Source organism: Winogradskyella forsetii, assembly GCF_013394595.1.
Classification (GTDB): Bacteria; Bacteroidota; Bacteroidia; order Flavobacteriales; family Flavobacteriaceae; genus Winogradskyella; species Winogradskyella forsetii.
Map to the genome: position 1 here is coordinate 1,313,433 of NZ_CP053348.1, position 12,351 is coordinate 1,325,783.

Here is a 12,351-nt window from a genome sequence, read left to right on the forward strand (position 1 = left end):
TAAGTGAATTATTGAGACTCTAAAAATAGGGAAATATATAGTAATCCTTAACACGAATTATAACAAATCATTGGTTCTAGAACATGGAAGAGATACACTGTCGTAAATTATGAACACTGAACACCGAAAACCGAACACCGAACACCCTACACCTAACGAAGCACCAATTTTTTGACCACCTCTTTTCTAAGGGATTCATTGAGCATTTTTATGATTTTTTCGGTACCATAACTCAGCTCTTCTCGCAGTACACTGCTACTTAATTGCACATAAAGCGTATCGTGTTTTAACTCTATGGCAGTCGTGTAATTGTTGACGCCATTTCCCATCAAATTTGCCCAAGCTTCGCGCACATCTACTTTGTCTAAACCCGATTGTAAATTGTTGGTTTCTACAAACTCTTTTAGAATATCTTGAATGGGTTGATTGTCGTTTTTTCGTTTTGCCATCTTTAGTTGCCGCAAAAGCGGTCATCTATTTAATAGGATTACACTTTAGTTAGAGTTTACTAAGTTACAAATTTAATAAGTTATTTAGGTATTGAAGCTGTTACGAATTGTTGCTTAATAAACTTATGATGACCTATTACTCTTCTAAATCTAATTTTATAGGTGTATAGCGTTTATACACATAAATGTTCTCATCTTCATTTAGGATTCGAAGTTGGTCTGAAGTCGCTTCCAAAACCGTTTCTTTCCAATTGGCATAAGGTGTAGAATAATAAATGTTTAATTTATTATTTTCAATTTTCAATTCTAAGGTCTCAGCATCAGCAGAGGTGAAGTAGGTGTCATTTATACCTGGTTTTAGTTTTTTCCGAAAACCTTTCAAACTATCGTTCACACTTATATAATCTATGGTTTCATTAAATTTATATTCTTTTTTACGGCCATCTGCCATGGTTACTTCTTCAATTTCCCAATAACCTTCTACATGTGGAATGTAAGTTTCAGGATTCTCGGAGCAGCTGAAAAAACCAAACATAATAACGACCAGAAAAATACACTTGAAATAAAAAAGATTGCCACAGCCACGCTTTTGGCGAGGCTTCGCAATGACAATAATGTTTTTCATAACTTGAAAATTTTATAAGATTGATGAATTTGTTTTACAACTTCTTCAGTACGTTCTGCATGCGTATCACTGATAAAGATTTGCCCGAAATGCTCATCATCCACTAAACTGATAATTTGTGCTACTCTGTTTTCATCCAACTTATCAAAAATATCATCTAAAAGGAGGATAGGCGAGACGCCACTTTGTTGTTTTATAAAATCGAATTGCGCTAACTTCAAAGCTATGAGAAATGATTTTTGTTGCCCTTGACTTCCGAATTTTTTAATCGGAAAATCATCAATCAAAAACACCAAATCATCCTTATGTGTACCAACACTGGTGTATTGCAACGCTTTATCTTTATTGATATTTTTGTTCAATAAATCCTTTAATTCAGCATCAAACAAATCACTTTTGTACTTTAAATCTATTACTTCTTTGCTTTGGCTAATGGCTTCGTAACGCGATTTGAAAATCGGAATAAAGGTTTTTAAAAAAGCATCTCTTTTTTTAAAAACTTCACTTCCATAGGTGTGGAGTTGTTCGTTATAAATAGCCAGTGTATCTTCATTAAACGTATTGTTAAGCGCAAAATATTTTAAAAGTGCATTCCGTTGCGCTAACACTTTGTTGTAACTGATAAGTTCGGTTAAATAACTTTTATCACTTTGCGAAATTACACTGTCTATAAATTTACGGCGCGTATCGCTACCTTCAATAATTAAATCGCGATCAGCTGGCGAAATAATAACCAAGGGAATAAAACCAATGTGCTCACTGAATTTTTCGTAAGCTTTAGCATTTCGCTTAATGATCTTTTTCTGTCCTCTTTTTAAGGAGACGATGATTTTTTCCTCGCGGTCATTTTTAGTAAAATGCCCATCGACCACAAAAAACTCAGCATTGTGGTTGATATTCTGAATAGCGATGGGATTAAAGTAACTTTTTCCGAAAGCTAGATGGTAAATGGCATCAAGCGCATTTGTTTTTCCGATGCCATTAGCACCAACAAAACAATTGATTTTAGCGTCGAAATCGAAAACCTGACTTTCAAAATTTTTGTAATTAATTAAAGATAGTGTGTTTAGATTCATAAAAAACGAATAGTTCCCCTGATTTTATTGCTGTAACAAAGCTTTTAGACTTGAATTTAATTATTCAAAAATAACGAATAAATAGGCTTTTAAATCCCAATAAAAATTTTATTTTTGCGCACGCACAAAATGACAAGTAATGGCAACATATAAGAAAAGAGGCTACAAACCAAAAACCAAAAAAGAGAAGGAAGAAATTGTTGAAGACGATTCAACAACAGCTGAGGTATTTAATACCTTGGACGAAGGCGCTTCCAGAACTGAGGAATGGGCGGTTAAAAACCAAAAATACATTATAGGTATCGTTGGAGCAGTAGCTTTAGTGGTTTTAGGATATTTAGGTTACAATAAAGTAGTCGCTGAGCCTAAGGCAAAAGACGCTATGAATGAAATGTACACGGCTAAATCCTATTTTGACGAAGCGGTTAATGGTGCCTCAGCAGATTCACTTTACAGAATGGCTTTAGATGGTGGTGAAGGTAAGTATGGTATGTTAGATATCATTAATGAATATGGTGGAACACCAGCAGCGAATCAAGCGAACTATTATGCTGGTATGGCGTATTTGAATCTTAAGGATTATCAGAATGCCATTACGTATTTACAAAATTTTTCTAGCGATGATAAGATGTTAAACCCAATCGCTAAAGGTGGTATCGGTGATGCATTTGTCCAATTAGAGCAACCAGAAGAAGCTTTGGGATATTACGAAAAAGCATTTAAGGCGAACGTCAACGATTTTACAACGCCTTTATATTTAATGAAAGCGGCTAGAGTTGCTATCGATTTAGGTCAAAATCAAAAAGCTCTTGATTATTTAACACGAATTAATTCTGAATTCTCTTCATCAAATGAGGCGAAAGATGCGGATGTATTAATAGGAAAAGTAGAAGCAAGCTTATAGCCTATGGCAACTGCAAATCATAATTTATCGAACTACGATAAAGCTACAATCCCAAACGCGAAAGATTTTCGGTTTGGGATTGTTGTTTCTGAATGGAATGATAAAATTACCGAAGGCTTATGGCAAGGTGCTTTTGATGCCCTAATTGATTGTGGAGCAATTAAACAAAACATTATACGTTGGAATGTGCCAGGCACTTTTGAGCTCACTTATGGCGCAGCCCGAATGGGTAAAAGTATTTATGCAGATTCTGGTATGTTGGATGTCATCATAGTAATAGGTTGCGTAATTCAAGGGGAAACCAAACATTTCGATTTTGTATGTGAAGGTGTCACCCAAGGCATAAAAGATCTGAATCTTAAAGGTGATATTCCTGTGATATTTTGTGTGCTTACCGATAACAATATGCAGCAATCCATTGACCGTTCTGGTGGTAAACATGGGAACAAAGGTACGGAAGCGGCAATTGCGGCGATTAAGATGGCGGCTTTGCGTAAGGAAACTATGTAAGTGCTAAGTCCACAGTCTTCAGTTGGCAGTCACGTTGCCATCAAAAAATTCATAATAATATTTGATAGTAAGTTAAAATTTAATTTTGCTTACTGCTTACTGCTTACTGCTTACTGCTTACTGCTTACTGCTTACTGCTTACTGCCAACCCACTCTGGCATCCTTTTTGTTTATAATTTTAAGGAATCCTTAGGCTTTGTTTTCTTGTATTTTCAGTACTTTTGATGTTAATCAAGTTTAATTTACAAGTCACTTGTTTAATCAAAGAAAAAATAAACGATTTACATATAAATCTCGACTTCAGGATTCCGATAACAGAAAGTCGAAAGACGACTTGGAGGCTAAATGGAATGAAATTAAAGGAAATAGTAAGCGACGTGGAAATTTTTTAACGTCTTTACCTTTTTTAATTATCATGTTAGTTTTGCTTTTTGTTTTAATTTATATCCTCGAAGGATATATTAAATAAGGATATTATGGGATTAATGAAATTGAAGAAGAATCGAAAGTATAATTATAAACCTCGTTTTTACAAAGGTGATGGAAGCCCTTTTGAGCTAAAACATAAATTCGATGACCAAAGAACAACAGTGAATCCTGCAAAAGGAATTAAAGGTAAATTAAACGCGGCAATAGATGATTATAATCACAATCCTGATACAAATGTTAACAGGCGTGTTCTTATTATCATCGCAATTTTAGTGTTTTTATTTTTGTTCATTATTGGTTTTGACCTTTCTATTTTTCTCCCAAAAAGCTAATGTCAGATATTATTCAACTTTTACCAGACCATGTTGCGAATCAAATTGCGGCTGGTGAGGTGGTACAACGTCCAGCTTCGGTAGTTAAGGAACTATTGGAAAATGCCATAGACGCCAATGCCACTGAAATAAAACTCATTATTAAAGATGCTGGTAAAACACTGGTGCAAGTTATAGACGATGGCAAAGGTATGAGCGTTACCGATGCACGACTGAGTTTTGAGCGTCATGCCACTTCAAAGATTAGAGCTGCTGAAGATTTATTTCAACTGAATACCAAAGGATTTAGAGGAGAAGCTTTGGCAAGTATTGCTGCGATTGCGCATGTAGAATTAAAAACCAAACAAGACGATGACGATTTAGGTACTGCCATTGTTATTGAAGGTAGTGAGGTAAAATCCCAAGAGGTTTCCGTCACGCCTACAGGAACTTCGGTGGCCGTAAAGCATTTATTTTTCAACATTCCGGCGAGACGAAATTTCTTAAAGTCAGATACCGTAGAATTACGCCATATCACGGACGAATTCCATCGTGTGGCCTTAGCACATCCTAATATTGCTTTCGCCTTTTATCATAATGGGAGTGATTTGTTTAATGTACCCAAAGAAAATTACAGGCAACGTGTGGTTCATATTTTTGGTACAAAAACGAATGAAAAATTAGTGCCTGTTGAAGAAGACACTGAAGTATTGAAGATTTCAGGGTTTGTAGGCAAACCTAATTTTTCCAAGAAAACAAAATCCGAACAATTCTTTTTTGTGAATCAACGGTTTATAAAGAGTCCTTATTTGAATCATGCCATAAAATCGGCATTTGAAGGGTTGCTGAAAGACGGTTACCATCCCAGTTACTTTTTGAACCTTACGGTGGACCCAAAATCGATTGATATCAATATTCATCCGACAAAAACAGAAATTAAGTTTGATGATGAGCACACACTTTACGCTATTTTACGTTCGGCCGTTAAGCATAGTTTAGGGCAATTTAATATTGCTCCAGTTTTGGATTTTGAACACCAGAGCAATTTAAACACGCCGTATAATTATAAAGATAAACGTGCTTCTACACCAGCGATTGAGGTTGATCGGAATTTTAATCCTTTTTCGAACGATTCAAGTGGCAGTCAACAAAAAACGAGTCGCAATACAGGATTTAAATCTGCACCTGCAGCATCTTGGGAAAGTTTGTATGTAGGTTTAGAGTCTAAAGGCAATACGTCGCCATCTGATTTTAGTGAGGTCACATTTGAAAGTGATTCTAAAAATGAATCTATTTTTACAGATTCGTCTATTGAAACTAGGAAAACAACCTTTCAATTGCAACAAAAGTATATTGTGAGTACATTGAAATCTGGCATGTTGATAATTGACCAAAATAGAGCACACCAGCGGATTTTGTATGAGAATTTTCTGAGGCATATTACGATTAAAGAAGCCACAAGTCAACAATTATTGTTTCCATTGCAATTACATTTTACACCGAATGAAACAAAAATTATTGACGATTTAAAAGCTGACTTAGAACATACGGGTTTTGTGTTTTCAGAATTAAATGGCAAAGGCGTTACCATAACAGGCGTGCCTGTAGGTGTGCCAGAAAGTGAAGTGTCGATTATTTTAGAGCAGTTAATTAGCGATGTAGAAAATGATGTGCCAGACACCCATTTTAGTGCTGCAGATTTATTGGCAAAATCCATGGCTAAGAGCTTGGCCATAAAAAATGGACAATCGTTAAACAGTACAGAACAAGAACACATGGTAAATAGTTTGTTTGCCTGTAAGGAACCTAATGTATCACCAACCAATAGACCTACGTTTATCACCATGGCAGTTGATGATATTGAGAAAAAATTTATGTAGCATATGAGACAAGGGATAACAGATGCGGTTAAGCATTTATTGATTATAAATGTGGTAGTGTTTATTGGAACATTAGCTATTGGTAATGGTGAAGCCTTTTATCAGTGGTTTGCGCTTTATTTTCCTCAAAATCCGGCTTTTCAACCATGGCAAATTGTGACACATATGTTTATGCATGGCAACTTTATGCATATTGCATTCAATATGTTTGCTTTATGGATGTTTGGCACGGCTGTAGAGCAGATTTTCGGGTGGCAGAAATTCATCATATTCTATTTGCTTTCAGGTTTAGGTGCTGCGGTTATTCAAATCGCTTTTTTATATTTTCAATTTAATACAGGTTTATCCACGTTGGTTGAGTCTGGTTTATCCCAAACCGAAATTATTAGTGTACTAAGTGAAGGCAAATACAATACGGCTTGGGTACCTCTTTTAGGAGATAATTTTGATGGTTTTGTAAGTGCATTTAACAGTACCATGGTTGGAGCATCTGGCGCCATTATGGGTGTTTTAGTGGCTTTTGGAATGTTGTTTCCTGAGAATAAATTAATGCTGATTTTCTTACCAATACCAATAAAAGCGAAGTACTTTATACCAGCAATTATCGCTTTAGATTTGTTTTCTGGTTTAACAGGTCAATCTATATTTAGTCCAAGTAATACGGCTTATATGGCTCACGTTGGTGGTGCACTTACGGGATTTCTGTTAATGTATTTTTGGAAGAAAAATGAAAAGGATAAATACCGTTGGAATTAATCATGAGCACTATTCAAGATTTAAAATATAAGTTCAATAACCTCGATGTTTTCGGTAAGATCATTGCCATTAATGTGGTGATCTTTATCGTTGGTCTCATTTTCGAAGCTCTGTTACGTATCGATTTGTTTACGTATTTTGAGTTGCCTTCTGATGTCATGGATTTTCTGTTTCAACCATGGTCTTTAATTACTTATGGTTTTTTACATAATGGCATTTTTCATGTGATATTTAATATGTTATTCCTTTATTATTTATCACGTGTCACAACCAATTTGTTCCGATCGAAAATGATATTGAATATTTATTTATTAGGGATTATTTGTGGTGGACTGGCTTTTTTGGCCTTTAATAATCTTATGCCTGCATCATTCTTCTCTGGAAAGGGAATTTTAGTAGGTGCTTCTGCAGGTGTTAGTGCGCTGTTACTTTTCGTAGCCGCTTATATGCCTAATAGTGAAATACGTTTGTTCAATGCATTTAACGTAAAGTGGAAACATATTGCGATGGTTTTTGTGGGTTTTGATTTGATTAGAATGCTATCTGGTCTCAATCAAGGGGGTTATGTCGCTCATTTTGGAGGTTACCTATTGGGTTATATTTATGCTACCCAACTCACAAAGGGCACAGATATAGGAGCAGGTTTTGAGCGGATGATGGATCGTATTGTAAGTTGGTTTAAACCAAAATCGAATCTAAAAACAGTTCACAAAAATAAAACTAAAAGGACAACGTCTCGCAAGACTAAAACAGGGTCAGAAGCGTTAAGTAAGCAGAAAAAGATAGATGCTATTCTCGATAAAATCAGTAAAAGTGGTTATGAAAGTTTAACAGCTGACGAGAAGGCATTTTTATTCAAAGTAGGTAAGGATTAGTTAAAATTCCTCCAGAATCGTCGGGATTATGGGAAATAAGTATGAAAGGTTTAAAATTTAGTAGTAAAATCATATTTGCACTCAATTCGTTGGTGGCATTTTTATTGCTTATATCTTACATATTGCCATACATTCCTCCCAAAAGCTTTGCTACATTATCTGTATTAAGTTTAGGTGTGCCTTTGCTTATTTTGTTAAATGTTATTTTCTTTATTTATTGGTTGCTCAGAGTAAAAAAACAAATGATTTTATCTTTAGTCGTTTTGTTATTGGGTTGGAACTATATCAATTCCATGTACAAATTTTCATCTTCAACAAAGGTGAACGATGATGGGAATTTTACAGTAATGTCTTTTAATATTAGGCTTTTTAATAAGTATGATTGGCTGAAGGATAAAACCGTAAAAGATAGTATTCTAAACTTCATAAAAAAGGAACAACCAGATGTGTTGTGTCTTCAAGAATATCCTAGAAGCGAGCAGGTAAGATTAGAGGGTTATCATAATTTTAATGCCACTTACAATAAAGGGGTTAGAGGTGGTCAAGCCATTTATTCTAAGTTTCCCATTGTTAATTCTGGTTCATTAGAATTTCCTAATACACTTAATAATGCAATTTTTGTCGATATTGTAAAACAACAAGACACAATTCGGGTTTACACTTTGCATTTACAATCTTCTGGAATAAACGCTGATGTGGAAAAACTTAAAAAAGAAACTTCGAGTCACTTGTTTAAACAAGTTGGAACAACATTTAAAGCACAACAGGACCAAGTCGAATTGTTCTTAGCGCACAAAGCAAAAACTAATTACAAAACAATTATAACAGGCGATTTTAATAATACAGCCTATTCCTATATCTACAGAAAAGTGAAAGGCGATGATTTTATAGACACATTTGAAGAAGCTGGTAACGGCTTTGGAAGAACTTACGATTTTAAATTTTTCCCGATGCGCATCGATTTTATTTTGGCGGACAAAGATTTTACCGTCAATGGTTTTAAAACCTTCGATAATTTACTTTCAGATCATTACCCTATAAAAACCACATTAAAATTACCGTAATTTACATCAATCCACAATCGGCAATGTCTGCAATGATGTGAATAACTAACCCCAAACCAATCAATCGTGTTTTTTTTGGAATCAACAACAATACATAAACAGCTATTGCATAATAGGAGTGGAGAGGATGGAAATTGATACTACAACGGTTAGGATCAAAAATAGGATTAGCCAATAAATGATCTAAATCTATCAACATGCCTAAAATCATGATGCCATAAGCTTTAAGCCAATAATTTTTGTAAAACGCAAGGGCAACGACCAAGGGTAAGCCGAAATGAATACCGTAATGGGTAATGGATTGAATCATTTTTTGTTTAGTTTAATAGCACTGACATCTCTTTTTGACATTCCACCTAATTGGATTTCTAGGATTATCGCCTTGAGTCCCGATAGTTATAGGGATTAGGGGTGTTTTTTCAAGTTTTTAATTTCTGCCTTTTCAAATACAATTCCGTATTCGGCCCTTCATTAAATAGTAAATCTAAAATACTAAGATTAGAAATAAAACCATGTTTCTCAGTAAACACTTGTGTGTAGGGTTCAAAAGATGATACTTTAACAGTACGCTTGGCTAAGTTTCTGAAATCAGTTTTTCCTATGGGTTCTTTTTCAAAAGTTGAAGTATACATTGGTTCGATATGCAATTGAAGAGCACTTAAAAGCACTTCAAATGACTTCAAATTGAAATCTAAAATATATTCAAATTGATTCTCAAAAAGAGGTATGAGGTCATCGATATAGAATTCAAAAAAAGGCGACATACGATAAGCCGATTGTAAAGACTTTAAATGTTGAATTTGCCATGATTCTTCATTGGCAATTTTTACATTTTTATACAATTGCCGGTTGTTCTGGGAATAACTCACAGGAACAGTTAATGCCATTTTACCATTGGCACCATATATTTCCGTTCGGTTTCTGTATGATTGTTTTTGGTAATTATCGGAGACTTCAAAATGAACGGCATCTGCATTTACCATAGCCCAAAAGTGTGCTATGTTTGGGAAATATGTAGGGTAAATGAGACTGTTCAAAATTTAGCTTTCTTCTTCTTTCTCCACTTATTGAAAAAGGTAATTCCTAAAATAAGAACAATGAAAGGAATCAGGTAAGACGTACGTTCATTGCCACCACTTACAGTCGTAAATATTCTGTCCCAACGGAAACTCCAGTTTTTAATACCGTCGTTAATGCCGTCAATACTCATCCAAATAAAAACAGGTTTACCAAAAATATGATCGTTCGGAACGAATCCCCAATATCTACTGTCAATAGAATTGTGTCTGTTATCGCCCATCATCCAATAATAATCTTGTTTAAAGGTATAAGAAGTTGCTGGCTCGTCGTTTATGAAAATTTGGTTACCTCTAGTCACTACGTTGTTCCCTTCGTATTCTGAAATGGCGCGTTTGTAAATAGCAATGTTATCCATATCCAAATTGATAGTTTCTCCAGCTTTTGGAATCCATAAAGGGCCAAAGTTGTCAACGTTCCAGCTGTAATTTGGATCCCTTGGGAAAATATTTCCGTTTTTGCCTTTAGGTTGTATTACTGGAGTCACCGATGCGACTTCAGGATGCAATTTTAGTTGCGCAATAGCTTGGTCTGTTGCTGCGGGAATTCCATAAGAACCTTCACTCGTTCCGTAACCTAAGCCATCTGTGATATCATATTTTTTTAAAATTTCAAAAATTCTTGCTGGCTGCAGTTGACGCTTAAATTTAACATCATAAGAAAACTGCAAATGTGATCTTGGAGGTAATTTATTTTGTTTTCCGTTAACAAAGACATAACCATTTCTGACTTCCAAAGTGTCTCCAGCAACTCCGACACACCGCTTAACTAAGTTTGTTTTTTTATCAATAGGCTTGTAGTAATTACGATCAGGATTAAAATCGTTCATATTCAGCAATGTGTCTGCTGGTTGATTGAATACTACAATATCATTTCGCTCTACATCTTCAAAACCGGGCAATCTAAGAAACGGCAATTGGAGTTTGTTCATCCAAGAGCTGTTCCGTTTTTCATAATTATCGTTAAACAAATATGATTTTTGACCAATAATAGGAATGGTATCATGCACCATTGGTGCTGCAACTGTGGTCATAGGTGTTCTGGCACCATAATGCAATTTACTAACAATGAGAAAATCGCCGACCAATAAGGATTTTTCTAAGGATGACGACGGAATAACAAACGGTTGAAAGAAATACGTATGTACAATCGTTGCCGCGACAATAGCGAATAGAATGGAGGTAATCCATTCGCCTGTTGATGTTTTTGGTTTTAAGGTTCTGTCTTCAATATAATGGACATCTGCGGCGTAATTCAAATAGTACAAATAGAAGCCTAGCGTCACGATACATAGCAGTGCATCTAATTTACTGTCTTTTCCAAAAGCCCTTGCCGTTTCCACCCAAACCGCAGGAATCATAATTAAATTTACGATAGGCAAAAACATTAAAATCACCCACCACCATGGACGTGAGGTAATCTTCATCAACACAACGGCATTATAAACCGGTACAAAGGCTTCCCAAGCTTGTCTTCCAGCTTTAACGTATAATTTCCACGTGCCTAAACCATGTATAATTTGTAGAATGAGTAAAAAGTAAAACCACTGTGTCCAGCTCATAACGTTGTATTTTGTCTAGTATCGGTTGAAAAATATTTTATTCTGTTTTAAATCTTTGGCAAATTAACCAATGTTTAACACATCTTTCATACTAAAGATGCCTTTTTTGTCCTTAATCCATTCAGCAGCAATTACAGCTCCCATCGCAAAACCTTGTCGGCTGTGCGCTGTATGTTTGATGCTTATGGCATCTATTTCAGAATTATAGGTAATTTCATGCGTGCCTGGAACATTCTCGATGCGCTTGGCTTCAATATGGATTTCATTGGATTTTGGTTGATCTAAAGTCCAGTTGGTGTAATTGGTTTGCTCAATAATTTGTTCGGCCAAAGTAATTGCCGTACCGCTTGGTGCATCCAATTTTTGCGTGTGATGGATTTCTTCAATTTCAGTCGAATAGTCAGGAAAGCCAGATAGTAAAGTCGAAAGTTTTTTATTGAGTTCAAAAAAAAGATTCACTCCCAAACTAAAATTTGACGCGTACAAAAATGTCCCGTTTTTTTCTTTGCAATACGCTATCACGTCATCATATTGCTCTAACCATCCAGTGGTGCCTGAAATGACAGGAACTCCAGCATCTAAAGCCTTTTTAATATTAAAAACTGCCGCAGAGGGTATGCTGAAATCTATAGCCACATCAGCATTTTTAAAATCGTAATCGGAAGAGGCATCTTCAACTTTTAAGGTAATGCTGTGGTTGCGATTTAATGCAATCTCCTCAATACTTTTTCCCATTCTGCCATAACCGAGTAAAGCTATTTTCATTTTTTGTAATTGATTATTTTAATAACGTATCGAAAAGTTGCCATAATAATGTTTCAAATGCCCATTATG

General features: G+C 35.3%; 14 protein-coding genes. 7 read left to right on the plus strand and 7 right to left on the minus strand.

The features are described 5' to 3' along the window. Positions 1 to 152: 152 nt before the first annotated feature. The 3 genes from HM987_RS05590 to recF form a co-directional block, all read right to left on the minus strand. Positions 153 to 449: a DUF721 domain-containing protein gene (locus HM987_RS05590; protein WP_179006021.1), complete on the minus strand. Its 297-nt coding sequence runs from the start codon at positions 447 to 449 to the stop codon at positions 153 to 155. Positions 450 to 585: 136 nt separating this feature from the next. After that, on the minus strand, positions 586 to 1,074 hold the full coding sequence (locus HM987_RS05595) for a lipocalin-like domain-containing protein (protein WP_179006023.1): 489 nt from the start codon (positions 1,072 to 1,074) through the stop codon (positions 586 to 588). Then, a complete protein-coding gene (recF, locus tag HM987_RS05600; protein ID WP_179006025.1) occupies positions 1,071 to 2,150 on the minus strand; it encodes a DNA replication/repair protein RecF in 1,080 nt (359 codons plus the stop codon). The genes HM987_RS05595 and recF overlap by 4 nt, the downstream gene beginning before the upstream one ends. A 139-nt stretch (positions 2,151 to 2,289) precedes the next feature. On the opposite strand from recF, the gene HM987_RS05605 reads away from it, so the two are divergent. The 7 genes from HM987_RS05605 to HM987_RS05635 all read left to right on the plus strand — a co-directional run bounded on the left by HM987_RS05605 (position 2,290) and on the right by HM987_RS05635 (position 8,879). Beyond that, the gene (locus HM987_RS05605; RefSeq protein WP_179006027.1) at positions 2,290 to 3,054 is read left to right on the plus strand and encodes a tetratricopeptide repeat protein; all 765 of its coding nucleotides are present in this window, start codon (positions 2,290 to 2,292) and stop codon (positions 3,052 to 3,054) included. A 3-nt stretch (positions 3,055 to 3,057) separates the two neighbouring features. Next, positions 3,058 to 3,564 carry a 6,7-dimethyl-8-ribityllumazine synthase gene (gene ribH / locus HM987_RS05610; RefSeq protein ID WP_179006029.1) on the plus strand — a complete coding sequence of 169 codons (507 nt, stop codon included), beginning with the start codon at positions 3,058 to 3,060 and terminating at the stop codon, positions 3,562 to 3,564. Positions 3,565 to 4,040: 476 nt separating this feature from the next. Continuing rightward, positions 4,041 to 4,325, plus strand: coding sequence for a riboflavin synthase subunit beta (locus tag HM987_RS05615; RefSeq protein WP_179006031.1), 285 nt, complete (start codon positions 4,041 to 4,043; stop codon positions 4,323 to 4,325). Beyond that, complete coding sequence (mutL, locus tag HM987_RS05620) at positions 4,325 to 6,184, plus strand: DNA mismatch repair endonuclease MutL (RefSeq protein ID WP_179006033.1); 1,860 nt, start codon at positions 4,325 to 4,327, stop codon at positions 6,182 to 6,184. The genes HM987_RS05615 and mutL overlap by 1 nt, the downstream gene beginning before the upstream one ends. Positions 6,185 to 6,187: 3 nt before the next feature. Next, positions 6,188 to 6,940, plus strand: coding sequence for a rhomboid family intramembrane serine protease (locus tag HM987_RS05625; RefSeq protein WP_179006035.1), 753 nt, complete (start codon positions 6,188 to 6,190; stop codon positions 6,938 to 6,940). A gap of 2 nt (positions 6,941 to 6,942) precedes the next feature. After that, positions 6,943 to 7,815 carry a rhomboid family protein gene (locus HM987_RS05630; protein WP_179006037.1) on the plus strand — a complete coding sequence of 291 codons (873 nt, stop codon included), beginning with the start codon at positions 6,943 to 6,945 and terminating at the stop codon, positions 7,813 to 7,815. A 242-nt stretch (positions 7,816 to 8,057) separates the two neighbouring features. Further along, positions 8,058 to 8,879, plus strand: a complete 822-nt coding sequence (locus tag HM987_RS05635; RefSeq protein WP_229724616.1) for an endonuclease/exonuclease/phosphatase family protein — start codon at positions 8,058 to 8,060, stop codon at positions 8,877 to 8,879. A gap of 1 nt (position 8,880) precedes the next feature. Here the strand turns inward: HM987_RS05635 and HM987_RS05640 are convergent, their stop codons facing one another. The 4 genes from HM987_RS05640 to dapB all read right to left on the minus strand — a co-directional run bounded on the left by HM987_RS05640 (position 8,881) and on the right by dapB (position 12,282). Continuing rightward, positions 8,881 to 9,189: a DUF6122 family protein gene (locus HM987_RS05640; RefSeq protein WP_179006041.1), complete on the minus strand. Its 309-nt coding sequence runs from the start codon at positions 9,187 to 9,189 to the stop codon at positions 8,881 to 8,883. A gap of 109 nt (positions 9,190 to 9,298) precedes the next feature. Next, positions 9,299 to 9,916, minus strand: coding sequence for a WbqC family protein (locus HM987_RS05645; RefSeq protein ID WP_179006043.1), 618 nt, complete (start codon positions 9,914 to 9,916; stop codon positions 9,299 to 9,301). Further along, a complete protein-coding gene (lepB, locus tag HM987_RS05650) occupies positions 9,913 to 11,517 on the minus strand; it encodes a signal peptidase I (protein WP_179006045.1) in 1,605 nt (534 codons plus the stop codon). The genes HM987_RS05645 and lepB overlap by 4 nt, the downstream gene beginning before the upstream one ends. Before the next feature lie 63 nt (positions 11,518 to 11,580). Then, the gene (gene dapB / locus HM987_RS05655) at positions 11,581 to 12,282 is read right to left on the minus strand and encodes a 4-hydroxy-tetrahydrodipicolinate reductase (protein ID WP_179006047.1); all 702 of its coding nucleotides are present in this window, start codon (positions 12,280 to 12,282) and stop codon (positions 11,581 to 11,583) included. Positions 12,283 to 12,351: the final 69 nt, after the last annotated feature.

Bases quoted from the DNA above. Each gene is read 5' to 3' on its own strand.
- HM987_RS05590 (WP_179006021.1), bottom strand. From the start codon at position 449: ATGGCAAAACGAAAAAACGACAATCAACCCATTCAAGATATTCTAAAA.
- HM987_RS05595 (WP_179006023.1), bottom strand. From the start codon at position 1,074: ATGAAAAACATTATTGTCATTGCGAAGCCTCGCCAAAAGCGTGGCTGT.
- recF (WP_179006025.1), bottom strand. From the start codon at position 2,150: ATGAATCTAAACACACTATCTTTAATTAATTACAAAAATTTTGAAAGT.
- HM987_RS05605 (WP_179006027.1), top strand. From the start codon at position 2,290: ATGGCAACATATAAGAAAAGAGGCTACAAACCAAAAACCAAAAAAGAG.
- ribH (WP_179006029.1), top strand. From the start codon at position 3,058: ATGGCAACTGCAAATCATAATTTATCGAACTACGATAAAGCTACAATC.
- HM987_RS05615 (WP_179006031.1), top strand. From the start codon at position 4,041: ATGGGATTAATGAAATTGAAGAAGAATCGAAAGTATAATTATAAACCT.
- mutL (WP_179006033.1), top strand. From the start codon at position 4,325: ATGTCAGATATTATTCAACTTTTACCAGACCATGTTGCGAATCAAATT.
- HM987_RS05625 (WP_179006035.1), top strand. From the start codon at position 6,188: ATGAGACAAGGGATAACAGATGCGGTTAAGCATTTATTGATTATAAAT.
- HM987_RS05630 (WP_179006037.1), top strand. From the start codon at position 6,943: ATGAGCACTATTCAAGATTTAAAATATAAGTTCAATAACCTCGATGTT.
- HM987_RS05635 (WP_229724616.1), top strand. From the start codon at position 8,058: ATGATTTTATCTTTAGTCGTTTTGTTATTGGGTTGGAACTATATCAAT.
- HM987_RS05640 (WP_179006041.1), bottom strand. From the start codon at position 9,189: ATGATTCAATCCATTACCCATTACGGTATTCATTTCGGCTTACCCTTG.
- lepB (WP_179006045.1), bottom strand. From the start codon at position 11,517: ATGAGCTGGACACAGTGGTTTTACTTTTTACTCATTCTACAAATTATA.
- dapB (WP_179006047.1), bottom strand. From the start codon at position 12,282: ATGAAAATAGCTTTACTCGGTTATGGCAGAATGGGAAAAAGTATTGAG.